This window comes from Streptomyces sp. NPDC043726, from assembly GCF_056436565.1.
On sequence record NZ_JBWKCI010000006.1, the window covers coordinates 37,475 to 61,222 of the forward strand.

Sequence of the window (23,748 nt, forward strand, 5' to 3'; positions counted from 1 at the left end):
GGCGGTCCGTCGGTGGGTGCCTCCGTGTGGCGGGCATGGGGCCTTCGTCCCTGGTCACAGGGCCTATCGGCCCCGCTGTCAGGCCACGGGGCCGCCGCCTCGCGTGCCGACTCGTGGGGAAGCTGGGATTCTGGTGGAGGAGCACTGGCCATGGCCTGATGAACGGTGGTGGTGGTCGGCATGGGCGCGGGTGAACCCAGGGGGCCGGGTACGGCCGCCGCGGGGGTCGATCCCCTCGGTGCCCCCTACCTTCCGGGACGCTTCGCCATCCCGGCCAGGCCCCCCACCTTCCTGCGCCGCCCACGGCTGCACCGGCACCTCGACCGGGGCCGCTCGACTCCGTTGACCATGGTCAACGGGGCGGCGGGAGCGGGCAAGACGCTGCTGGTCGCCGACTGGGCCGCGCGCCAGGACGGACCGGTCGTCTGGTTCACCGCCGACGCCGACCAGACACCCGGACTGTTCTGGGCCCATCTGCTGGAAGCGCTGCACCACCAGGGCGTCCTCGCCCCCGCCGAGGTCGCCTTCCCGGCGGACGCCCACCGCGTGGACGACAAGCTGCTGGCCCGGCTCGCCGTGGCACTCGCCGCCCGCGAACGGCCCGTGGTCGTCGTGCTCGACGAGTACGAGCGGGTGACCGGCCCCGCCGTCAGTGAGCAGCTGGAGTTCGTCCTGCGGCATGCCTGGCCGGGCCTGCGCCTGGTCCTGGTCACCCGCACCGAGCCCCTGCTGCCGCTGCACCGGTACCGCGCGGCCGGCACCCTCACGGAGATCCGCAACGCCGACCTGGCCTTCACACCCGAGGAGACGGTCGGTCTGCTGACGCTGCACGGCATGGAGCTGTCCGTGGCATCCGCCGACGCGCTGGTGGAGCGGACCGGGGGCTGGGCGGCGGGCCTGCGGCTGTGTGCCCTGGCCGCGCAGGAGACCGACGACCCCGAGGCCTATCTCAAGGAGTTCGAGGCCGGCCAGAGCACGGTCGCCGACTACCTGCTCGGCGAGGTGCTCAAGCGACAGCCCGCCGACACACAGGACCTGTTGCTGCGGGTCAGCGTCCTGGACCGGTTCTCCCCCGCCCTGGCCGACACCCTCACGGGCCGGCTCGACGCGGGGCCGATCCTGGACGGGCTGCGCCGCCAGAACGCCTTCGTGGAGTCCCTGGGGGACTCGTGGTACCGGCTGCACCCGCTGCTCGGCGAGATCCTCCGGACCCATCTGGAGGTGACCCGGCCCGGTCTCAGCCCCCGGCTGCACCGCCGGGCGGCACGGTGGCTGCGCCGCTCCGGATACCTCTCGGAGGCGCTCGCCCACGGCGCGGCGGCGGGCGACTGGGAGTTCACCGCCGCCGCCCTGGTCGACGACCTGGCCATCGGGCAGTTCTTCACGGGCCTGCGCGCCGACGGCCTCGCCGACCTGTTCTCCGGCATGGCCCGCGAGACCACCGGGCCGGCCGCCGAACTCGTCCGCGCGGCCCGCGCGCTGAACCACCACGACGTCGGCCGGGGCCTCGCCCACCTGCACCAGGCGGAGCGGACCCTGGCCACCGAGGCGTCCGACCCGGCCGCCGCCCAGCTCAGCTGCGCGCTGCTGGAGGCGCACGCCGCCCGGCTGGCCGGCGCCCCCGGGCGGGCGGAGAAGGCGGCCCGCTCGGCCCGGCACCTCCAGGAGGACGTGCCCGCCCGGCTCCTGGAGCAGCACCCCGAGCTCAACGCGCTGTTGCTGACCCACCTCGGCACGGCCCATCTGTGGGCCGGGCGGTTCGAGGACGCGCGCGCCGCCTTCGAAGCCGTCGTCGCCTCCCCCGCGGGCGCCGCCACGGCGCTGCCCCGCCAGGAGAGCCTCAGCCACCTCGCGCTCATCGACTACCTCGGCGGCTGGCTCGACCGGGCCGACCGCAAGGCCTTCGCCGCGCTGGCCGAGACCGAGCGCTACGGTCTGCCGCCGCTGGCGGGGTCGAGCGTGGGCCACCTCGTCCGGGCCGCCGTGGCCGTCGAACGCGATGAACTCGAGCAGGCCCAGAGCCTGCTCGACGAGGCGGGCGGATCCGTCCCGGCAGGACACGACGACCCGGTGACAGCCGCTGGGCGGGCGCTGACCACTGCGCGGCTGCGGCTCGCCCAGGGGGACGTGCCGGCCGCGCTCGCCGCGGCGGAACCCGCCATCAGCGCCGACGTGGTCTCGCCGTGGGAGCGCGGCCAGGCCGCCGCCATCGCCTGCGCCGCCCACCTCGCCGAAGGGCACCCCGAGTCGGCAGCGCGAGCGCTGCTGGAGGCTCCGGAGGACCAGGCCGCCTGCGCGGTGGGCGCCGCCCGGGCCCTGCTGGCCGCCGGACACCCCGGCCCGGCCGTCGAGATGCTCGCCGCCGTACCGCCCGAGGGCGAGGCCGGTCCGGCGGTCACCGTGCCGGCCCTGCTGGTGCGCGCCCAGGCCTGCGAGCAGACCGGGGATCCGGCGACCGCCCGGCGGATCCTCGTGCGGGCCCTGCTGGAAGCCCGCCACGAGCGGCTGCGCAGGCCCTTCCTGGACGCCCGCCCCTGGGTCCTGCGGCTGCTGGGCACGGGACCGCGGGAGACACTGGCCGAGAGCTGGCTGCTGCGGGACACGCCGCCCGCCACGACCGGTCCGCTGGTCGTCGAGGAGCTGAGCGCCCGCGAACGCGACGTCCTGGCGCGGCTGGCCCAGATGATGTCCACCGAGGAGATCGCCGCCGACCTGTACGTCTCCGTGAACACGGTCAAGACCCACCTCAAGGGCATCTTCCGCAAGCTGGCCGTCAACCGGCGCACCGACGCCGTACGGCGGGCCCGGGAGCTGGGCCTGCTGTGACCCTCCCCCGGCTCCGCGCTTCCTCCCCCGCGGCGGGTGAGGCGCCCGCGGGCCGCTTCGGGTGACATGGACGTACGGCCCGGCAGCCGAGGCCGTCGCCGAAGACTGTGAGGTGGCAGCGTGGCGCACTGGCGGGCTCTGATGGTGCTCGGCACGGCCCAGTTCCTGATGGTCCTGGACACCTCCGTCATGAACGTCTCGATCAGCCAGCTGGTCGAGGACTTCGACACCGAGGTCACCGCGATCCAGGCCGTGATCACGCTGTACGCGCTGATGATGGCCGCGTTCATGGCCGTCGGCGCCAAACTCGGCGACATCCTGGGCCGCCGCCGGCTGTTCCTGATAGGACTCGTCGTCTACGGCGTCGGATCGGGGATCACCGCGGCGGCGCCCACGGTCTGGGTGCTGGCGATCGGCTGGTCGGTCATCGAGGGGATCGGCGCGGCCCTGGTCCTGCCGGCCATGGCCGCGCTGGTCGCTGAGTCCTACCGGGGCCGGGAGCGCGCCGTCGCCTACGGCGTCATCGGCGGCCTCGCCGGTGCGGGCATCGCGGTCGGACCGCTGCTCGGCGGCTGGGTGACGACGTACCTCAGCTGGCGTCTGGTCTTCGCCGGCGAGGTCGTGCTCGTGCTGGCCATGCTGTTGTGCCGTCGGATGATCACCGAGGCCCCCCGGACCGGGCCCCGGCCCCGGATGGACGGGGTGGGCGCGACCCTGTCGGCGACCGGGCTCGCTCTCGGTGTCCTCGCCGTGCTGCAGAGCGGCACCTGGGGCTGGGTCCAGCCGCGGAACCCGCCGTTCACGGTGTTCGGCTTCGCGCCCACGATGTTCGTCATCGGCGCCTCGGTGCTGGTCCTGTACGCCTTCGTCGCCTGGGAGCACCGACGGGCCGCCCGGCACCGGGACCCGCTGGTGCACCTGCCCCTGCTGGACCGCCCCGCGCTACGGGCCGGGCTGCTCACGATGCTCAGCCAGAACCTGATCCTGCTCGGCCTGTTCTTCGCCATCCCCCTCTATCTCCAGGTCGTCCAGGGCTTCGACGCCTTCGAGACCGGCCTGCGGCTGCTGCCGGTCTCGGTCACCATGCTCGTCGCCTCGCTGGGCGCCTCCCGGTTCGCGCGCCGGGTGCCGGCGCGCACCCTGGTCCGGGCCGCCCTGCTGACCCTGGCGGCGGCCATCGTGTGGCTGCTGGCCACCATCGACCCGAAGATCGACGACGTGCAGTTCGCCGCGGCCATGGCCCTGCTGGGGCTCGGCATGGGCCTGCTCGTCTCGCAGTTGGGCAACGTCGTGCAGTCCAGCGCCCGCGAGGAGGAGCGCAGCGAGGTCGGCGGACTCCAGTACACGGCCCAGAACCTGGGCTCGGCCCTGGGCACCGCGCTGATCGGTTCGCTGCTCATCGGGGCGCTCGCGCACGCCTTCACCGCCCATGTCGAGGACGATCCACGGCTGTCGGAGCAGGCGCGGCAGCAGACGAGCGTCGCCCTGGAGGCCGGGGTCTCCTTCGTCCCCACCGATCAGGTGCGGGCGGCCGCCGAACGGGCCGAACTGCCGCCCGCCGAGGTCGACGCCGTCGTTGACTCCTACGCGTCGGCCCAGCTGAAGGGCCTGAAGGCGGCCATCCTCGCGGCGGGCGGGGTCACGCTGGCGAGCTTCCTCATCACCCCCCGGCTGCCGGGCCGCACGGACGACATACGGCCGCCAGGGGCCGCCCCCGCCGACGCGGGAGAGCAGGGGCCGACGTCGTGAGGATCCCTGAGACGGTCCGCAACGGCCGCGCCGCGCACCGCGCGCGCCGCGCCGAGCGACGCGCCCACGAGGACTTCACCGGTGGCGTCTACGGCTCGCTGCTCGCCGCCTCGGTGGTGCTGGGCGCCGGTTCCCTCGGGAACTTCCCCCGGGCGGAGCTGGTCCTGTTGCTGCTCCTGACCGGCACGGTGTTCTGGCTCGCGCACGTGCACGCCAAGCTGTTCGGGGAGCACCTGGCGCAGCGGGCTCTGAACCGCGCGACGGTGCTGGAGGTGTGCCGCGAGGAGTGGCCGATCCTCCGGGCCGCGCTGCCGCCCGCGCTCGCCGTGGTTGTCAGCCCGCTGCTCGGTCTCGACGTGAAGGGTGCCGTCTGGCTGGCACTGGGCATCGCGGTGGCGGGTCAGGTGGGCTGGTCGGTGCGGGCGGCCCGGGGCGTCGGAGCCTCCTGGCGGCTGGTCGCCCTGACCGCGTCGGTGAATCTGGGGCTCGGCCTGCTGATCGTCGCGGTCAAGCTGCTCGTGAAGCACTGAGGGCGCCGCGAGGGTCAGGCCCGTCGTAGAACGCGACACCCCCGGCACTTCGTCAGCACAACGGCCCGCCATGGCGCGTCGTGAAGTCGTGGCGTCGTGAAGTGCCGCAGCCGGACCTCGTGGGCTATCACCTGTGCCGGGTGAGGACGCGCGGCGCCCGGGGTCGGAGCATCGGAGGTGCGGGGTGCGGTCAGCCCGCCTCACGCCTTTCGCGGGAGTACGGCATGCGCTATGAGATCCGCGTCGACGGGCAGATGTCGGAGACGCTCGCCAAGTCCTTCCCCGAGCTGAACCATGTGGTGATGGCCGGGCAGACCATCCTGTTCGGCTCGGTGGTCGACGAGGCGCACCTCTACGGTCTGGTGGCCCGATGTCAGTCCCTGGGCCTGCGGATCGTGGAGATGCGCCGACAGCCGGAGTGAGTCGTGGAGATGCGCCGACAGCCGCGGTGAGGGGCCCGGCGCCCGGCCTCACAGGGTCCGGGCGGTCACCCTGCCGGCCTTGACGGCCGCGGCCAGCGCCTCGAAGTCCCGCTCGTTCCGATCGGCGTAGCGCTGCGCGAAGTCGGTCAGCGCGCGGTCGAAGCGGTCGCTGCCCCCGAGATAGGCGCTGATGGCGACGGGGTCGCCGGAACGGGCGTGCGCCCGGGCCAGGGACGCCCCGCACACCTGGGCGAACAAGTTCATCAGCGGCGGGTCCATGGTCTCGGGGCGGGCGATGCCCTTCCAGTCGCGCAGCTGCCGTACGTAGAAGTCGCGGCCGCGGCCGTCCAGGCCCACGACATGGGTCCAGCCCAGCAGGATGTCGCTGGTGGTCTGGATGAGCCGCTGCCCCTCGACGACCCGGCGGCCCTGGTTGTCGTAGTCGTGCCCGTCCGTGTGGGCGGCCAGCACCGACCGCTGGGCCTCCTTGGCCTGGAGCAGGAGGGGATCGTCGTCGTCCCGGCCGAGCAGGAGCAGGATCCAGCAGCGGGTGCCGACGCTGCCGACGCCCACGACCTTGCGGGCCAGGTCCACCAGCCGGAAGTGGCGCAGCAGATGGCGCTTCTCGGCCGACAGACTGCTGGTGTACTGCTCGAAGATCGTCTCCAGCTCCGTCTCCGGTCCCGCCTCGCCGGGATCGGTCAGATCGGAGAGGGGGGTGATGAGCGGCGGGTCCGGTGCGATGCGCCGGCCCTCGGGCGTGTCCCTGGTGAGCTTGGCGAAGGCCTGCATGTGTGTGCGGGTGCGGGCCTTCGCGGCGGCCTCGGCGGTGCGCCGCCGCTCCTTCTTGTCCATGGCGGAGGCCAGCAGTTCCTGCATCCGGTCGGCGTCGTCCTGGGCGTACCAGATGTCCAGGGTCCGCATCCCGGCCAGCTCCCGCATCCGTTCCCGGTACGCCCGTACACACGTGCGCGCAGCGCTGTCCTGCTCCCCGTCCGTGAAGCCGCCCGCGCGGGCGGCAATGACGAAGCTGGCGGCCAGTCGCTTGACGTCCCACTCGAACGGCCCGGCGAAGGTCTCGTCGAAGTCGTTGATGTCGAAGACCAGATGCCGCTCCGGTGAGGCCAGGAGCCGGAAGTTCAGCAGATGGGCGTCGCCGCACAGCTGGACCGTCAGCCCGGAGTCCGGCGCGGCCCCGAGGTCGGCCGCCATGATCGCCGCCGCCCCACGGTAGAAGCGGAACGGCGACTCCAGCATGCGGCCGTAGCGGATCGGCACCAGTTCCGGCAGCCGCGTGGCCGACTGGGCCTCGATCACGTCGACCGGGTCGAAGCGCCCCGGACCCGGCTCGAACCGCGCCTGCGCCAGGCGGGGCACCCGCTTGCGCGCCCGCTTGCCGTGGGCCGCCCGTTCCCCCGGGTTCAGGGAGGGGGTGAACGCGCTCCGTTCGGTCATGGCCGGCCTCCTCGCCCGCGCTGCGTGTCAGGGCAGCCCCTGCTCGTGCGCACCGCACGAACAGAACGCCGCCCGCGCGCCCAATGAACCAAGCGCCGCTCCGCTCGTATTCGTGCCGCATCGCAGGGCGCCGCCCGAATCCACCCTCGCCCCCTCCCGGCGCGCACGGATCACCCTTGGCGGGTGATCCGGTGGGAGGCCGAAGGCGGGACGCTGGGCCGGTGGGAACTCCACACTCCGCCCCGCCGGTGTCCGGCGGCGGCGCGTTCCGTAGGAGCGAGGAGGAGCCATGACCGAATCGCCCACCGCGGCACGGCCGACCGGCCCCGGGCAGCAACCCGGCGGGGCGGCGCACGAAGACCCCGAGGACGTCCTCGGTCGCCTCGGCGGCTCGTGGACGTGGATGCTGGGATCGGCGCTCGCCACCCTGCTGCCGGGGATCCTGCTCCTGGTCTGGCCGGACGCCACCCTTCAGGTGGTCGCCGTCCTCTTCGGGCTGTACCTGCTGGTGACCGGCGCCTTCCGGTTCGTGGCGGTGTTCGGCCAGGACCGCGGCGAACGGGTGCCGGGGCTGCTGATCGCGGTGCTGTACGTCCTGGCCGGGGTGCTGTGCATGCGCAACCCCCTGCAGACCATCGCCGCCCTGTCGGTGATCGTCGGCGTCGTGTGGCTGGTGTCCGGGCTGCTGACCGCCTACGCGGCCCTCGCCGCGAAGGGCCTGCCGCACCGGGGCGTCCTGCTCGGCGCGGCCCTCCTCGGCGTCGTCGCGGGCATCGTCGTACTGGCCCTGCCGAGCGAGTCGGCGGTGGCCCTCACCCGGCTGCTCGGGCTGTGGCTGGTGCTGCTCGGCGTCATGGAGCTCGCGGTCGCCTTCGCCTGGCGGGCGGCCCTGCGTCGGGTCACCCCCTGAGGGTGAGGCCGACCCCCAGTTGCCGTGGGCACGCTGAGAACGGACAACGACCTTCGGGCCCGAGGCCCGGACGGAGGCGACGACATGAGCACAGCCACGTACCTCGCGTACGACTTCCCCCTGCTGAGCACCTTCTGGGCGATGCTCTGGTTCTTCCTGTGGATCCTGTGGTTCATCCTGCTGTTCCGGATCATCGTGGACATCTTCCGCGACGACGCGATGAGCGGCTGGGCCAAGGCGGGCTGGCTCGTCTTCGTCATCGTGCTGCCCTTCCTCGGCGTGCTCGTCTACGTGATCGCCCGGGGCAAGAACATGGGACGCCGCGAGATCGCGCAGGCACGTGCCCAGCAGGAGGCCTTCGACTCCTACGTCCGGGAGACGGCCGCCGGAGGCCAGCACACCAGCGCCGACGAGCTGGCCAAGCTCGCGCGGCTGAAGGAGAGCGGCGACATCTCGGACGAGGAGTTCCGCAGGGCCAAGGAACTGATCCTCACCGACTACGGCCCGGCGGGCGTCCGCAAGAGCCGCGAGTCCGCCACTCCGGCCGCCGGCGTCTGAGGCCGCCGCACGAGACGAGATGAGGCACCGCAATGACTGCCACACACAGCGCGCCCGCCGGCACGGCGAAGCAGAGCTGGGCCAGTGGCCTGACGGTCTTCGCCGCGGTGATGCTGATGATCGGCGGCGTGCTCGCCATCACGCGGGGCATCATGGGCATCGCCGAGGACGACGTCTTCGTCACCACACCCAACTACGTCTTCGAGTTCGATCTGACCAGTTGGGGCTGGATCCATCTGATCCTCGGCGCGATCGCCGTGCTGGTCTCCCTCGGCCTGTTCACCGAGGCGACGTGGGCACGCGTCGCCGGCGTCGCGATCGGCGCCCTCGTCATCATCGCCAACTTCCTTTCCCTGCCGTACTACCCGGTGTGGTCGGTGGTGCTGATCGGGGTCTCCGCGCTGATCATCTGGGCGCTGTGCGTGGAACGCCCCGACCGCCCGGTCACCTGAGCCGACACGGCCGCGGTGTCCCGCGGTGACCTGGCCCCCCTGCGCGTACCGTGTGCGTTCGACCGGCTCGGCGTGTGAACGGAAGACGACGGCCGACCGTACGCATGATGACGGGACGCAAGGAAGGGACCACGGGTGTCGCACGTGACGGGGCAACTGCCGGACGCCGAGACGGAGGAGACAGAGGAGACTGAGGCACCGGAGCAGCAGAGGGAAGACCGGGCCGAGGGCATGTCGCAGCGCCCCGGGCCGCGCGGATGGCGGGGACGGTATCCGCAGGCGGCCCGGGGCCTCTCCGTGTCGGCCACCGTCCTGGCCGGCGTGGTCGTCCTGGCCGCGCTCCTGCTGCCCAACCGTGTCGAGCGGCTGTCGTTCGGCGCGTTCCTCCGCATCCCCGCCGAGGGCGTCCTCCTCGCCGGTCTGCTGCTGTCGCTGCCACCAAGGCCCCGGCGGATCACCGCGATCGCGACCGGCGCGCTGCTCGGCGTGCTGACCGTCCTCAAGTTCCTGGACATGGGCTTCTACCAGGTGCTCGCCCGCCCCTTCGACCTGGTCCTCGACTGGATCCTGCTCGACGACGGAGTGTCCTTCCTGGGCGAGTCGTTCGGCCGGACGGGCCAGATCCTCGCGGTGACCGGCGTACTGGTGCTCCTCGTACTCGTCCTCGTCGCGATGACGCTGTCGGCCGTGCGGCTGACCGGCCTGATGGTCCGCCACCGTCCGGTCGCCTCCCGGACCACCCTGATCCTCGGTACCGCCTGGATCACCTGCGTCACGCTCGGCGTCCAGGTCACCGAGGTGCCGGTCGCCTCGAAGATCAACGCGGACTACGTCGACAACCGGGTCGAGCAGGTCCGGGCCGGGCTGCGGGACGCGGCGGTGTTCGAGAAACAGGCCGCCGTCGACGCCTTCGCCACCACCCCGCCCGACCAGTTGCTGACCGGACTGCGCGGCAAGGACGTGCTGTTCACCTTCATCGAGAGCTACGGCCGGGTCGCCCTCGACGATCCGGACATGGCCGGGCAGACCGACGCGGTCCTCACCGAGGGCACCGAGCGCCTGGAGTCGGCCGGGTTCGCCTCGCGCAGCGCCTGGCTGCGCTCCCCGGTGACAGGCGCGGGCAGCTGGCTCGCCCACTCCACGTTCCTGTCCGGACTGTGGATCAAGAACCAGCAGCGGTACCGCACTCTGACCACCAGCGACCGTGCCACGCTGGGCAGTTACTTCCGCAAGACGGGTGCGTGGCGCACGGTCGGGATCGTGCCCGGGGTGCGCAGGGCGTGGCCGGAGGGCAAGTTCTTCGCCCTCGATCACATCTACGACTCCGAACAACTGGGCTATCACGGACCGTACTTCAGCTGGACACCCGTGCCGGACCAGTTCAGCCTGGAGGCCTTCGAGCGGCTGGAACACGGCAAGAAGGACCGTGAGCCGATCATGGCCGAGATCATCCTGGCCTCCAGCCACAATCCCTGGTCTCCCATCGCCCGCATGATCGACTGGGACGACCTCGGCGACGGCTCGGTCTTCCACAAGATCAAGGAGGAGGGCAAGGACCCCAAGGAGGTCTGGAAGAACCCCGAGAGCGTCCGCGCCGAGTACGCGAACGCCATCGAGTACTCGCTGCGCAGCCTCGTCGAGTACGTCGAGCGCTACGGCGACGACGACACCGTCCTGGTCTTCCTCGGCGACCACCAGCCGGTGCCGACGGTGACGGCGGGCAGCAGGAACAAGGACGTCCCGATCACGATCGTGGCCCGCGACCGGAAGGTCCTGGACCGGATCGAGGACTGGGGCTGGACGGACGGCCTCAAGCCGGCGCCGGACGCTCCTCAGTGGCCCATGGACAAGTTCCGGGACCGCTTCATGACGGCCTACCGCTGACGTCCCCCAGGAACTCCCCGACGCATGCCGGGACTTGCACCGGCCAGCTCTCGTGCACCAAGCGGCCCACGTCGATGGTCACCGCGCGAACGTCGGGGAGCCGCCCGGCGAAGGCGGTGATCCGGTCCCGCGGTCTCGGACTGTCCGGATCACCACCGATCAACAGGGTGGGCACGGTGATCCGCCGCCTGCGGTCCCACCCCGCCGGATCGGGCACGCTGCGACGGGCATCGGTGGCGGTGACCACGGCCCAGTCGGTCAGCCCGCCGAGGGAGCGCGCGACGATGCCCGTACCGCCGGAGTTCCGCGTCCCTACTCCGCCGACGGCAGAGCGAGGAACTCCTCCACGCACCCCGCGAACCACTCCGGGGCGTCCAGCCAGGGGAAGTGGCCGCCGCCGGGCTGGACCGCCACCTCCGCGTGCGGGAAGACCTCCGCGATCCCGCGGGCGAGTTCGGGGTTCGGAGCGCCGTCGAGTTCTCCGGCCAGGACGAGGACGGGAGCGGCGAGGCGGGCGAGGGCGGCGCGGGTCGCGGGTGGGTCGTAGGCGCCCTCGGAGCCGTACACCGCGGCGGCCTCCTCGTTGAACTCCTCGTCCCCGCGGGCGTCGTGCTCCTGGGCCGCGCTGTCCCAGCGGCCGTAGAAGAGAGGGACGAGTTCCGGCCCGACGTCCGCGGTGCCCGCGAGCCAGGACTCCATGGCCGCGAAGGCCTCCTCGAACCAGGGCTCGCCCTTGCGCAGCCGCGCCGCCGACAGCCGGTCCTCGGGCGTCGCGGGGGTGCCCAGTGCCCACGGGTTGGCGGCGACGAGCACCAGCCGCCGGATCCGCTCGGGGTGGCGGGCGGCGTAGAGCATCGCGAGGCTGCCGCCCGCGGAGTGGCCCAGCAGGTCGATCCGCTCCAGGCCCAGGTGGATCCGGAGCGCTTCCACGTCGTCCACGAGCCGGTCGCAGCGGTACGTCGCCGGATCCGCCGGGACCCGCGAGTCGCCGGTCCCCCGCAGATCGAGGCGGATCAGCCGGCGTCCGGCGTCGAGTCCGCCCAGGTTCCCGAGGTAGGAGGAGGCGCGCATCGGACCGCCGGGCACGACGACGAGCGGCTCGCCCTCGCCGTGCTGGTGGTAGGCGAGCGTGGTTCCGTCAAACGCTGTGAAAGTCGGCACGCCGCCGATCCTAGGACGCGGCGAAACGTTCCCGCACGTCCCCCGGGCGTACCGGGCAACTCGCTTCCGTGCCAGTCCCGTTGACGACCCTTCTGCTCAACACTAGCTTGCCGAGAGCGCTCTCACACCGACAGGGAGGCCCCATGACTCCCGTACCAGGGCTCCGTGGACCACGCACGCTCGCACTGTCGGCCGCGGCCCTCGCCCTGGCGCTCCTGCCAGGCCTGTCCCCCCAGCCGGCCTCCGCCGCCGACACCGCCGCGACCGTCTGCAACAAGTACTGCGACGCCCGTGACCCCGCCCTCTCGCCCGGCGACCGCACCCCGGTCACGGCGACCCTCCACGGCCGGTCGATCGCCCTCCACTTCGACGACGCCGACGCGATGGGCTGGGCGTCCGTCGCCAACGGCAGCCCGGGCGACGAGGTGTGGCTCGACCGCTCCTTCGACGGCGGCCGCGGCTGGAGTTCGGGCAGCAGACTGGGCAACACCGCGATCCCGGCGGGCCGTCGCGACTGGCGCACGCTCATGTACAACGTGGACGACTGGAACAACCACGGCGTCGGCGCCCTGCGCGCCTGCGGCAAGGCCGGGGACCGCCCCGAGATCGCCTGCACACCCTGGGCCCGCACCACTTGGAACGCGGGCGACCGGCGCACCGCGGCGGCCACCGGCCTGATGACCTTCTACAACCATTCGACCGGCCTGTTCGACACCACCGGCTGGTGGAACTCGGCGAACGCCCTGACCGCCGTCGTCGACAACATCCGTGTGACAGGCATGGGCAGTTACTCGTACGCCGTCTCCCGCACCTACGAACTGAACCTGAGCGCGCACCACGGACAGTTCCGCAACGAGTACATCGACGACACCGGCTGGTGGGGGCTCGCCTGGATCGCGGCGTACGACCTCACCGGTGACGGCCGTTATCTCGCCACCGCCCGCGCCGACGCCGACCACATGGCGGCGTACTGGGACGGCACCTGCGGCGGCGGGGTGTGGTGGAGCACCGCGCGGACGTACAAGAACGCCATCGCCAACTCCCTCTACATCCAGCTCAACGCCGCCCTGCACAACCGCATCCCGGGCGACACGACGTATCTGAACCGGGCCCGCGCCGGCTGGTCCTGGTTCCAGGGCACCGGCATGGTCAACGGCTCGAACCTGGTCAACGACGGCATCGACCTGGCCACTTGCCGCAACAACGGCCTGCCGGTCTGGTCGTACAACCAGGGCATCCTGCTCGGTGCCCTCACCGAGCTCCACCGGGCCACGGGCGACAGCGCACTGCTCACCCGTGCGCGGCAGATCGCCGACGCCGCGACCACGGCCCCTTCCCTGCACACCGCCGACGGCATCCTGCGCGACCCGTGCGAGGGCGGTGACTGCGGCGCCGACGGGCCGTCGTTCAAGGGGGCGCACGTGCGCGGCCTGGGCAAGCTGAACGCGGCGCTGCCGGACCACCCCTACTCGGCCTATCTGCGACGCCAGGCCGACCGTGCCCACGCGAGCGACCGCAACGCCCTCGACCAGTACGGCCTGCGCTGGTCCGGCCCGGTCGACACCGTGGACGCGGCGCGACAGCACAGCGCCCTCGATCTGCTCAACGCGGTTTCCTGACAAGGGCGTTGACGGCATGCAGGCGGAAAAGCGGCACGTGAAGCGAGCTTTCACGTGCTTGGAGGGCTCCCTGACCGCCGCGGAGCGGTTCAGGGGGTGAAGCGGTCCCTCAGCTCCCGCTTGAGGATCTTCCCGCTCGCGTTGCGGGGCAGTTCGTCCACGAAGAGGACCCGCTTGGGGGCCTTGAAGTGGGCGAGCCTCTCCCGCGCGTGGTCGATCAGCTCGGTCTCGGTGACCTCCCCGCGCGGCACGACGACGGCGGTGACCGCCTCGATCCAGCGCTCGTCGGGCAGCCCGACCACCGCCACCTCGGCCACCGCCTCATGGGTGTACAGCGCGTCCTCGACCTGGCGTGAGGCGACCAGCACACCGCCGGAGTTGATGACGTCCTTCACCCGGTCCACGATCGTGAAGTAGCCCTGGGCGTCCTTGACCGCGAGGTCGCCGGAGTGGAACCAGCCGTCGCGGAAGGCCTCTTCGGTCTCCTCGGGCTTGTCCCAGTAGCCCTCGCACAACTGCGGGGAGCGGTAGACGATCTCACCGGGCGTGCCGTCGGGCACGTCCTTGCCGTCCTCGTCCACCACGCGCGCGTCGACGAAGAGCACCGGCCGCCCGCAGGAGTCCATCCGCCCCTTGTGCTCGTCGGGGGCGAGGACGGTGGCCAGGGGCCCGATCTCGCTCTGGCCGAAGCAGTTGTAGAAGCGCAGCTCCGGCAGGTGTTCGCGGAGCCGCTCCAGCACCGGCACCGGCATGATGGAGGCGCCGTAGTACGCCTTGCGCAGGCCGGTGAGGTCGCGGGTGGTGAAGTCGGGGCGGTTGGCGAGACCGATCCACACGGTGGGCGGTGCGAAGAGGCTGTCCACGCGGCCTGCCTCGATCAGGTCGAAGAGCCGTTCGCCGTCGGGGGCGTCGAGGATGACGTTGGTCGCGCCGACAGCGAGGTAGGGCAGCAGGAAGACGTGCATCTGCGCCGAGTGGTACAGCGGCAGCGAGTGCACCGGCCGGTCCCCGGCGCTCAGGTCGAGGGCGGTGATGGCGCTCAGGTACTCGTGCACCAGGGCGCGATGGGTCATCATCGCGCCCTTCGGCAGGGCGGTCGTGCCCGAGGTGTACAGCAGTTGCGCGAGATCCTCGCCGCGCGGCTCCGGACCGTCGTACGCCGGGGCCGAGGCCAGCCGCTCCAGCAGCGAGCCCTCGGCGTCCCGCAGCGGCAGTGCCCGTACGCCGTCCGGGAGCCGGTCCGCAAGATCGGGGTCCGTGAGGACGAGCGAGCTGCCGGACTGGCCGACGAGGTAGGCCAGATCGTCGCCGGTGAGGTTCTGGTTGACCGGCACGTGCACCAGCCCGGCGCGGGCGCAGGCGAGGAAGCCGATCAGGTAGGCGTCGGAGTTGTGGCCGTAGGAGCCCACGCGGTCGCCGGGTGCGAGGCCCTGGCCGAGCAGGACGCTCGCGGCGCGGGAGACGGCCTCGTCGAACTCCTCGTACGTCCATGTCCGGTCGCGGTACTCGACCGCGACGCGTGCCGGGGTGCGCCGGGCGCTGCGCCGCAGCACCCCGTCAACCGTGCTGCCGTGTCCGGGCGTCATGACAGTCGATCCTCGGCCCCAGCCGAAGGGAGGTCAAGCACCTGACAATCGGCACGTTCCATGGACACATACCCGTTGGTACGCTCAACCGCCCCTTCCCCCAATGATGTTGGGAGGCCTGATGCGCATCCGCCTCAGACGGCTCGTCGTCGCGGCCGTCGCCCTGCTCACCGCCACCGTCACGCTCCCGGCGAGCGCGGCCGAGCGCCCCGACCGCCATGACCGTCCCTCGTCCGGTGGCCTGTCGGCCCTGATCCGCTACACCGAGTACGGCATTCCGCACATCGTCGCCAAGGACTACGCCAACCTGGGCTTCGGCACCGGCTGGGCGCAGGCCGCCGACCAGGTGTGCACCCTCGCCGACGGTTTCGTGACCGTGCGGGGCGAACGCTCCCGGTTCTTCGGACCGGACGCGGCGACCGACTTCTCGCTCTCCTCGGCGACCAGGAACCTCTCCAGCGACCTCTACTTCCGTGGCGTACGGGAGACGCGCACGGTGGAGAAGCTGCTCGCCGAACCGGCGCCGCGCGGTCCGAGCCGCCAGGTCGAGGAGCTGATGCGCGGCTTCGCGGCCGGCTACAACGCCTGGCTGCGCCAGAACCGGATCACCGACCCGGCCTGCGCGGGCGCCGCCTGGGTGCGGCCCGTCACCACGCTCGACGTGGCCACGCGCGGCTTCGCGCTCGCGGTGCTGGGCGGCCAGGGCCGGGCCGTGGACGGCATCACGGCCGCGCAGCCGCCCACCGCCACGACGACCGCTCAGGCACCCGACGCCCAGGACACCGCCCGCGCCGCGCGGGAGCTGCTCGCCGCGGACACCGCCGACATGGGCTCCAACGCCGTCGCCTTCGGCGGCTCCACCACAGCGAACGGGCGCGGGCTGCTGCTGGGCAACCCGCACTACCCGTGGCAGGGCGGCCGCCGCTTCTGGCAGTCGCAGCAGACCATCCCCGGCGAGCTCAACGTGGCGGGCGGTTCGCTGCTCGGCAGCGCCACGATCTCCATAGGCCACAACGCCCGCGTGGCCTGGAGCCACACCGTCGCGACGGGCGTCACCCTCAACCTCCACCAGCTGACGCTGGATCCGGCGGACCCGACGGTCTACCTCGTCGACGGCAAGCCGGAAAGGATGACGAAGCGCACGGTGAGCGTGGCCGTGAAGGACGGCGCTCCCGTGACCCGGACCCAGTGGTGGACGCGGTACGGCCCGGTGGTCACCTCGCTCGGCGCCTCGCTGCCGCTGCCCTGGACGAGCACGACGGCGTACGCGGTCAACGACCCCAACGCCGTCAACCTGCGCGGCAACGACACCGCGCTCGGCTTCAGCAAGGCCCGCAGCACCGCCGAGGTGCTCGGCACGCTCAAGCGGACCCAGGGCCTGCCCTGGGTGAACACCATCGCCGCGGACTCCGCGGGCCACACCCTGTTCACCCAGTCCCAGGTGCTGCCCCGGATCACCGACGAGCTGGCCCAGTCCTGCTCCACCCCGCTCGGCAAGGTCACCTACCCCTCCGCGGGCCTGGCGATCCTCGACGGCTCCCGCGGCGCCTGCGCCCTCGGCGCCGACCCCGACGCCGTACAGCCGGGGATCTTCGGACCCGCGAAGCTGCCGACGCTGAAGGACGCGCCGTACGCGGAGAACTCCAACGACAGCGCCTGGCTGGCCAACGCGGACCGTCCGCTGACCGGGTACGAGCGGGTCTTCGGCACCGTCGGGACGCAGCGCACGCTGCGCACGCGCGGGGCGATCGAGGACGTGGCCAAGATGGCGCAGCGCGGCGAGCTGACCGTGCGGGACCTCCAGGCGCAGCAGTTCGCCAACCGGGCGCCCGCGGGTGACCTGGCCGCCAAGGACGCGGCGGCGGCCTGTGCGGCCCTGCCGGGCGGAACGGCAACGGCGAGCGACGGCAAGGCGGTCGACGTCTCCGGCGCCTGTGCGGTGCTGGCGGCATGGGACCGCACCACCGACACCGGCAGTCGGGGCGCGCTGCTGTTCGACCGGTTCTGGCGGAAGCTGTCGGCCGCGGTTCCGGCCGCCCAGCTGTGGAAGGTGCCGTTCTCGGCCGCCGACCCCGTGGGCACCCCGAACACCCTCGACACGGCCGCGCCGGGCTTCGCCACGGCCCTCGCGGACGCGGTCGCCGAGCTGAGGGCGGCGGGCATCGCGCTCGACTCCCCGCTCGGGCAGCACCAGTTCGTCGTGCGCGACGGTCAGCGCATCCCCGTCCCCGGCGGCACCGAGAGCCTGGGCGTGTGGAACAAGGTCGAGCCGGTGTGGGACCCGGCCAAGGGCGGCTACACGGAGGTGACGACCGGCTCCAGCTACATCCAGGCCGTGGGCTGGGACGGCGGCCGCTGCCCGGTGGCGCGCACACTGCTGTCGTACTCCCAGTCCTCGAACCCAGGCTCGGCCCACTACAGCGACCAGACGCGGCTGTTCTCCGGCGAGAAGTGGGTGACCTCTCGCTTCTGCGAGAAGGACATCCTGACCTCGCCCGCGCTGAAGCTGGTCGTGGTCCGCGAGCGCCGCTGACCGGCGCTCATCGCGTACGGCCGTACATCAGCCGCCGCAGCACCGCTTCGGCGGGGCCGCGGCGGCCCGCGCGTTCCAGGACGTGGGCGCCGGCCACGGTGACCAGCCAGACGGCGAGCGCGAACAGGGCCATCGTGGTGCTGCCGAGGTGTTCGCCGAGGCCGAGGCCCCAGGCGGCGAGGACCGGCGCGAAGAGCAGCGAGTGCGCCAGGTAGCAGGACAGGGAGCGTTTGCCGACGGCGGTGACCGCGGCCACGGCGGCGGCGCCCCGGCGGTGTTCGCGGCCGCTCCACCAACGCGCGAACAGGGTCAGGGCGGCCAGGTAGCCGACTCCGGCGGCGTTGCCGGTGGCGTCCCGCAACAGGGTCAGGGCGCCGCTCTCGCTCTCGGCGTCGGGCGGTACGTCGAGCGCGCCGACGTGGGCGAGCGCGGCGGGCAGGGCGCCGAGCCAGCCGACCGCGATGCCGATGACGGCGGTACGGCGCAGCAGGGTGCGGTGACGGCCGGGTTCCTCCAGGACGCGGTGGCGGGCGGCGAGGAAGCCGAGCAGGAAGAGCACGAAGCCGCCGCCGACGAGGGAGAGCGGGGCGGCGGCGAAGGTGAGGAACAGGCCGGTGCCGAGCCGAGTCTGCGCGGCGTCGAGCCAGTTGCTCTCACCGGCGCCGAACGCCTTGAACCCGGGTTCGGCGCCCGCGTCGCCCAGCGTGCCCAGTTCGCCCCGCAGCAGCGCGTCGACGACCGGCAGGGCCGTGGTGAGCACCAGCAGCGCGACGGCGACGACGGTCCAGCGTTGGAGGGCGCGTTCGCTGCGCCGCAGGAAGAGCAGGCCGACGACGAGGCTGAGGACGCCGTAATAGCCGAGTATGTCGCCCGCCATCAGCAGGGTGGCGTGGGCGAGGCCGAAGACGATCAGCCACAGGCTGCGGCGGCGCAGGATCCGGACGGCGTCGCGCTCGGTGGTTCCGGCGGCGGTCTGGCGGAGGTAGAGCTGCATCATGCCGTAGCCGAAGAGGAACGCGAAAAGCGGATAGAACCGCAGGTCGAGCGCCGTGATCATGGTGAACTGCACGGTCTGGTCGAGCCAGTTGCCGTCCACCGGCTGCCATCCGGACGGCCCGCGCCGGGCCGCCCAGAGATGGAAGGCGGTGTTGGACAGCACGATGCCCAGCAGCATGATGCCGCGGGCGAGATCGGGGGCGAGCGCCCGCTCGCCCTGCCGTACGCCCCCGCGCTTCAGGCGGCCCGCCGTGCTCGTGGTCGTCATGCGTCCACGCTAGGAAGGCGCCGAACGGCCGGACATCGGCCGAAGGTCGAGCGCGGGCCGACCAAAGGATGACGTCCGGTCCCGCGCCCGCGACCAACGGCGTCACATCGCGCGGTCGCGTCCTTCCCAGTACGGGTCCCGCAGCCGTCGCTTGTACAGCTTGCCGTTGGGGTCGCGGGGCATCTCGGTGATGAAGTCGACGCTCCTGGGGCGCTTGTAGCCGGCGAGCCGCTCGGCGCAGTGGTCGAGGAGCGCGGCGGCGAGTCCCGGTCCCGGCTCCTGGCCGGGGGCCGGTTCGACGACGGCCTTGACCTCCTCGCCCCAGTCGTCGTGCGGTACGCCGAAGACGGCGGCGTCGGCGACGGCGGGGTGGGCGAGCAGCGCGGACTCGATCTCGGCGGGGTAGATGTTGACCCCGCCGGAGATGATCATGTCGATCTTGCGGTCGCGCAGGAAGAGATAGCCGTCCTCGTCGAGATAACCGAGGTCGCCGACGGTGAAGAAGTCGCCGATGCGGTTCTTCCTCGTCTTCTGCTCGTCCTTGTGGTAGGCGAAGCCGCCGGTGTTCATCTTCAGGTAGACGGTGCCGAGTTCACCGGGCGGCAGCCGGTTGCCGTCGTCGTCGAAGACGGCCAGTTCGCTGATGGGCCAGGCCTTTCCGACGGTTCCCGGCTTCTTCAGCCAGTCCTCCGCGGTCGCGAAGGCGCCGCCGCCCTCGCTGGCGGCGTAGTACTCCTCCACGCACGGACCCCACCAGTCGAGCATCGCCCGCTTCACATGGTCGGGGCAGGGCGCGGCGCCGTGGATGGCGTGGCGCATGGAGGACACGTCGTAGCGGTCCTTCACCTCCTGCGGAAGCGCCAGCAGCCGGTGGAACTGGGTCGGGACCATGTGGGTGTGGGTGCAGCGGTGGACGTCGATGAGCCGCAGCATCTCCTCGGGGGTCCACTTGTCCATCAGCACCAGCGGGTGGCCGATGTGCAGGGACGCGCCCGCGAACTGGAGCACCGCCGTGTGGTACAGCGGCGAGCAGACGAGGTGCACATTGCCGTCGTACGGCTTGATGCCGAAGATGCCGAGGAAGCCGCCGAGGTAGGCCTCCTCGGGGGACTTGCCGGGCAGCGGGCGGCGGATGCCGCGCGGGCGGCCGGTGGTGCCCGAGGTGTAGTTCATCACCCAGCCGAGGGTGCGGTCGTCCGGCGCCGACTCCGGTTGTCCGCCGAAGAGTTCGGCGTACGGCCGGAAGCCCTCGACCGTGCCGACGCCGTACCGGTGGGTCGGCGGCAGGCCCGCCTCGTCGGCCGCGTGGCGGGCGGGTTCGGTGAACCGCTCGTGCGCGATGAGGACCTTGGCGCCGGAGTCGGCGACGATCCAGGCGATCTCGGGCCCGACGAAGTGGTGGTTGACGGGCACGAGATAGAACCCGGCCTGACTGGCGGCGAGATAGGCGGTGAGGAGCTCGATGCCGTTGGGCAGGACGACCGCGAAGGCGTCGCCGCGCTCGAGTCCCGCGGCGCGCAGTCCGTGGACGAGGCGGTTGGCGGCGGAGTGCAGCCGTCCGGCGGTCCACTCCTCGCCGTCCGGGGCGACGAGGACCGTGCGGTCGGGGTCCTGGGTGGCCTGGGCCCAGAAGCCCACGGGCGGTGTGCTGGTCACTGGCCGCTCCTTCCGGCGATGCGGTTGACGCGGTCCACCGCCTGCTCGAAACCCCGGGTGAGGTCGTCGAAGACGGCCTGGACACTGCGTTCGCTGGTCATCCGGCCGACGATCTGGCCGACGGGAGTGCCGAGCAGCGGCTCGACCTCGTGCTTCTGGATGCGCGAGACCGCCTCGGCGACGAGGAGCCCCTGGAGCGGCATGGGGAGCGTGCCGGGTCCCGCGGGGTCGTCCCAGGCGTCGGTCCACTCGGTGCGCAGCTGGCGGGCGGGTTTTCCGGTCAGCGCCCGGGAGCGGACGGTGTCGCCGGAGCCCGCGGCGAGCAGCTTGCGGGTCAGGGCCGGTGAGTGCAGATCGGCCTCCGTGGTGGTGAGCCACAGGGAGCCCAGCCACACCCCCTGGGCGCCCAAGGCGAGGGCCGCGGCCACCTGTTGTCCGCTGCCGATGCCCCCGGCGGCCAGGACGGGCAGCGGGGCGACGGCCTCGACGACCTCGGGTGTGAGCACCATGGAGGCGATCTCCCCGGTGTGGCCGCCGGCCTCGTAGCCCTGGGCGACGACGATGTCGATGCCCGCCTCCTGGTGCTTACGGGCATGACGGGCACTGCCCGCGAGGGCGGCGACGAGGATGTCCTGGTCGTGGGCACGGTCCACGACGTCGGCGGGCGGGGAGCCGAGGGCATTGGCCAGCAGTCTGATCGGGTAGTCGAAGGCGACGTCCAGCTGGGTGCGGGCGACCTGCTCCATCCAGCCCGTGATCCGCCACCCGGCCGCCTCGCCCGCGGCCAGCTCGGGCACGCCGAACTTGGCGAGGGTGTCCTGGACGAACTGGCGGTGCCCCTCCGGGATCATCGCCTCGACATCGGCTTCACTGACCCCTTCCACCTTCTTCGCGGGCATGACGACGTCCAGGCCGTAGGGCTTGCCCTCGACATGCGCCTCGATCCAGTCGAGGTCGCGTTTGAGGTCGTCGGGGGCGGTGTAGCGGACCGCGCCGAGCACGCCGAAGCCGCCGGCCCTGCTGATGGCCGCGGCGACGGCGGGGAACGGCGTGAAGCCGAAGACGGCGTGCTCGACTCCCAGTTGCTTGCTCAGCTCCGTCTGCATGGGCGCAGGATGCCGGAGTCCTCCGGAGGACGGAAGGGGTTTCCTGATGCATCGTCAGATCTGTCCTGATGCACGGCCGGGTCATTACTGATCGACCGTCAGATTTATGGGGGTGAACGCCCGGTTGACACGACCCCCGTCTGACACGAAAGTTTCAGCGCGCACGGTGATCCCGGAAAGATACTTTCAGGCGGACTCGCGGGAGGAACCCCGATGACCGACGACAGACGCGGCCTGACCCGGCGTCAACTGACCCGAGCGGCAATGGCCCTGGGCGGCGCGCTGGCCCTCGCCCCCTTCCCGGTGGGCCCGGCGGCAGCCGCTTCCCCCGACCGCGGCACCCTGCGCCACGGCTCCCCGGAACGGGCCGGCCTGCTCCCCTCCCACCTGCGGAAACTCGTCACCGACGCCGAGGCCTTCCTCGGCCCCTCCCCCAAGCACCCCTGGTACGCGGGCGCCGTGCTGCTCGCCGGGCGGGGCGGCACCGTGGCGCTGCACGAGCCGATCGGCATGGCGGTGCGCTACTCGGCGTACGACGAGAAGACCGACACCGGCGTCGAGTTCCCGGCCGGCCAGCAGATCCCCATGACCGAGGACACCGTCTTCGACCTTGCCTCGGTGTCCAAGCTGTTCACCTCGATGCTCGCCGTGCAGCAGATCGAGCGGGGCGCGCTGGAACTGGAGGCCACGGTCGCCTCGTACCTGCCCGAGTTCGGCGCCGCCGGCAAGCAGGACATGACCATCCGGCAACTCCTCACCCACACCTCCGGATTCCGCGCCTGGATCCCGCTGTACAGCGCGCCCACCCACGAGGCCAAGCTCCAGCTCATCTGGAACGAGGCCCCGTTGAACCCGCCCGGCACCCGGTACCTCTACTCCGACCTGAACCTGATCTCGCTCCAGCTCGTCCTGGAGAAGATCACCGGCCGGCCGCTCGACACCCTGCTCCACGAGGAGATCACCGGCCCGCTCCGCATGGACGGCACCCGCTACAACCCGCCCGCCTCCTGGAAACCCCGGATCGCCGCCACCGAGGACGCCCGCAAGCCCTGGTCGGGCCTGGACCGGGGTCTGGTGTGGGGCGAGGTGCACGACGAGAACGCCTTCAGCCTGGGGGGCGTCGCCGGACACGCGGGGGTCTTCTCCTGCGCCTGGGACCTGGCGGTGCTCGGCCGCACGCTGCTCAACGGCGGAGTGTACGGCCGCACGCGCATCCTCGAACCGGAGTCGGTGGAGCTGATGTTCACCGACTTCAACACCGCCTTCCCCGGCGACGAACACGGATTGGGCTTCGAGCTCTACCAGCACTGGTACATGGGCGCGATGGCCACTCCGCGCACGGCGGGCCACACCGGCTTCACCGGCACCTCGCTGGTCCTCGACCCGACGACCGACTCGTTCCTGGTCCTGCTCGGCAACTCGGTGCACCCCGTGCGCAGTTGGCGGTCCGGCTCGGCCCCGCGCGTGGCCGCCGCCAACAACCTGGCCCGAGCCGTACCGGTCCGTCCCCGCCACGGCCGTACGGCCTGGTTCTCCGGCATGGCGAGCTCCGCCACCGCCACCCTCGCCCTGCCCGCGCTGGACACCTCGGACGGCGGGGCGCTGCTGCGCTGCGGACTGTGGTGGGACACCGAGCCGCAGGCGGACGTCCTCGTCCTGGAGGCCACCACGGACGGCGGCGCGACCTGGCAGCCGGTGCCGTTCACCACCGACCGCCCTGGCGAACGGCCCCAGGAACGTCCGGCGGGCTCGGTCACCGGCTGGTCGGGCCGTGTCTGGCACCGGCTGACGGCGCGGCTCCCGGCCGCCGACGCGCTCGCGGTGCGCTGGCGTTACGCCACCGACCGGCTCTACGTCGGCCGGGGCGCCTACGTGGACGGGCTGCGCGTCGAGGACCCGGACGGCACCCTGTTCGACGAGACCCGACCGGCGGACGCGGCGCGGATCACGGCGACGGGCTGGACGGCATCCGCCGACTGAGGCGGGCAAGCGGCCCCTGGCCCGTCGGCGGGTAATTCAGATGCCGCCCGACAAGGC

General features: G+C 72.2%; 17 protein-coding genes. 11 read left to right on the forward strand and 6 right to left on the reverse strand.

Annotated features, from left to right (window positions below; translation table 11 throughout):
- Nucleotides 1–180: 180 nt before the first annotated feature.
- The 4 genes from AC068Z_RS18410 (at nt 181) to AC068Z_RS18425 (ending at nt 5,527) form a co-directional block, all read left to right on the forward strand.
- Nucleotides 181–2,826 (forward strand): helix-turn-helix transcriptional regulator, encoded by a 2,646-nt coding sequence (locus AC068Z_RS18410; protein WP_478556434.1) that lies wholly within the window; start codon nt 181–183, stop codon nt 2,824–2,826.
- Nucleotides 2,827–2,946: 120 nt separating this feature from the next.
- The gene (locus AC068Z_RS18415) at nt 2,947–4,575 is read left to right on the forward strand and encodes an MFS transporter (protein WP_478556436.1); all 1,629 of its coding nucleotides are present in this window, start codon (nt 2,947–2,949) and stop codon (nt 4,573–4,575) included.
- Between the two features lie 2 nt (nt 4,576–4,577).
- On the forward strand, nt 4,578–5,105 hold the full coding sequence (locus AC068Z_RS18420; protein WP_478557259.1) for a hypothetical protein: 528 nt from the start codon (nt 4,578–4,580) through the stop codon (nt 5,103–5,105).
- Between the two features lie 224 nt (nt 5,106–5,329).
- Nucleotides 5,330–5,527 (forward strand): hypothetical protein, encoded by a 198-nt coding sequence (locus AC068Z_RS18425; protein ID WP_451723401.1) that lies wholly within the window; start codon nt 5,330–5,332, stop codon nt 5,525–5,527.
- Nucleotides 5,528–5,575: 48 nt separating this feature from the next.
- On the opposite strand, the gene AC068Z_RS18430 is transcribed toward AC068Z_RS18425, so the two are convergent.
- Complete coding sequence (locus tag AC068Z_RS18430; RefSeq protein WP_478556438.1) at nt 5,576–6,982, reverse strand: DUF2252 domain-containing protein; 1,407 nt, start codon at nt 6,980–6,982, stop codon at nt 5,576–5,578.
- Between the two features lie 289 nt (nt 6,983–7,271).
- Between AC068Z_RS18430 and AC068Z_RS18435 the strand changes: the two genes are divergently transcribed.
- The 4 genes from AC068Z_RS18435 to AC068Z_RS18450 all read left to right on the forward strand — a co-directional run bounded on the left by AC068Z_RS18435 (nt 7,272) and on the right by AC068Z_RS18450 (nt 10,786).
- Nucleotides 7,272–7,892, forward strand: coding sequence for an HdeD family acid-resistance protein (locus AC068Z_RS18435; RefSeq protein ID WP_478556440.1), 621 nt, complete (start codon nt 7,272–7,274; stop codon nt 7,890–7,892).
- An 84-nt stretch (nt 7,893–7,976) separates the two neighbouring features.
- Complete coding sequence (locus AC068Z_RS18440; protein ID WP_478556442.1) at nt 7,977–8,450, forward strand: SHOCT domain-containing protein; 474 nt, start codon at nt 7,977–7,979, stop codon at nt 8,448–8,450.
- A gap of 32 nt (nt 8,451–8,482) precedes the next feature.
- Complete coding sequence (locus AC068Z_RS18445; protein WP_478556444.1) at nt 8,483–8,902, forward strand: DUF7144 family membrane protein; 420 nt, start codon at nt 8,483–8,485, stop codon at nt 8,900–8,902.
- Between the two features lie 135 nt (nt 8,903–9,037).
- Entirely contained in the window at nt 9,038–10,786 is a 1,749-nt protein-coding gene (locus AC068Z_RS18450; protein WP_478556446.1) for an LTA synthase family protein, read from the forward strand.
- Nucleotides 10,787–11,098: 312 nt separating this feature from the next.
- On the opposite strand, the gene AC068Z_RS18455 is transcribed toward AC068Z_RS18450, so the two are convergent.
- Nucleotides 11,099–11,947, reverse strand: a complete 849-nt coding sequence (locus AC068Z_RS18455; protein WP_478556448.1) for an alpha/beta fold hydrolase — start codon at nt 11,945–11,947, stop codon at nt 11,099–11,101.
- A gap of 143 nt (nt 11,948–12,090) precedes the next feature.
- Here AC068Z_RS18455 and AC068Z_RS18460 point away from each other — a divergent pair, with 143 nt between their 5' ends.
- Nucleotides 12,091–13,566, forward strand: a complete 1,476-nt coding sequence (locus AC068Z_RS18460) for a glycoside hydrolase family 76 protein (protein ID WP_478556450.1) — start codon at nt 12,091–12,093, stop codon at nt 13,564–13,566.
- Between the two features lie 89 nt (nt 13,567–13,655).
- Here AC068Z_RS18460 and AC068Z_RS18465 read toward each other — a convergent pair whose 3' ends face one another.
- Nucleotides 13,656–15,152, reverse strand: a complete 1,497-nt coding sequence (locus tag AC068Z_RS18465; RefSeq protein WP_478556452.1) for an acyl-CoA synthetase — start codon at nt 15,150–15,152, stop codon at nt 13,656–13,658.
- A 121-nt stretch (nt 15,153–15,273) separates the two neighbouring features.
- Between AC068Z_RS18465 and AC068Z_RS18470 the strand changes: the two genes are divergently transcribed.
- Complete coding sequence (locus AC068Z_RS18470) at nt 15,274–17,685, forward strand: penicillin acylase family protein (protein ID WP_478556454.1); 2,412 nt, start codon at nt 15,274–15,276, stop codon at nt 17,683–17,685.
- Nucleotides 17,686–17,692: 7 nt separating this feature from the next.
- On the opposite strand, the gene AC068Z_RS18475 is transcribed toward AC068Z_RS18470, so the two are convergent.
- The 3 genes from AC068Z_RS18475 to AC068Z_RS18485 all read right to left on the reverse strand — a co-directional run bounded on the left by AC068Z_RS18475 (nt 17,693) and on the right by AC068Z_RS18485 (nt 21,711).
- Nucleotides 17,693–18,949, reverse strand: coding sequence for a DUF418 domain-containing protein (locus AC068Z_RS18475; RefSeq protein ID WP_478556456.1), 1,257 nt, complete (start codon nt 18,947–18,949; stop codon nt 17,693–17,695).
- Nucleotides 18,950–19,051: 102 nt separating this feature from the next.
- Complete coding sequence (locus AC068Z_RS18480) at nt 19,052–20,605, reverse strand: acyl-CoA synthetase (RefSeq protein ID WP_478556458.1); 1,554 nt, start codon at nt 20,603–20,605, stop codon at nt 19,052–19,054.
- Nucleotides 20,602–21,711 carry an NAD(P)H-dependent flavin oxidoreductase gene (locus AC068Z_RS18485; RefSeq protein WP_478556460.1) on the reverse strand — a complete coding sequence of 370 codons (1,110 nt, stop codon included), beginning with the start codon at nt 21,709–21,711 and terminating at the stop codon, nt 20,602–20,604. Before AC068Z_RS18485 ends, AC068Z_RS18480 begins: the two co-directional genes overlap by 4 nt.
- A 213-nt stretch (nt 21,712–21,924) precedes the next feature.
- On the opposite strand from AC068Z_RS18485, the gene AC068Z_RS18490 reads away from it, so the two are divergent.
- A complete protein-coding gene (locus AC068Z_RS18490) occupies nt 21,925–23,691 on the forward strand; it encodes a serine hydrolase domain-containing protein (protein WP_478556462.1) in 1,767 nt (588 codons plus the stop codon).
- The last annotated feature ends 57 nt before the right edge of the window (nt 23,692–23,748 follow it).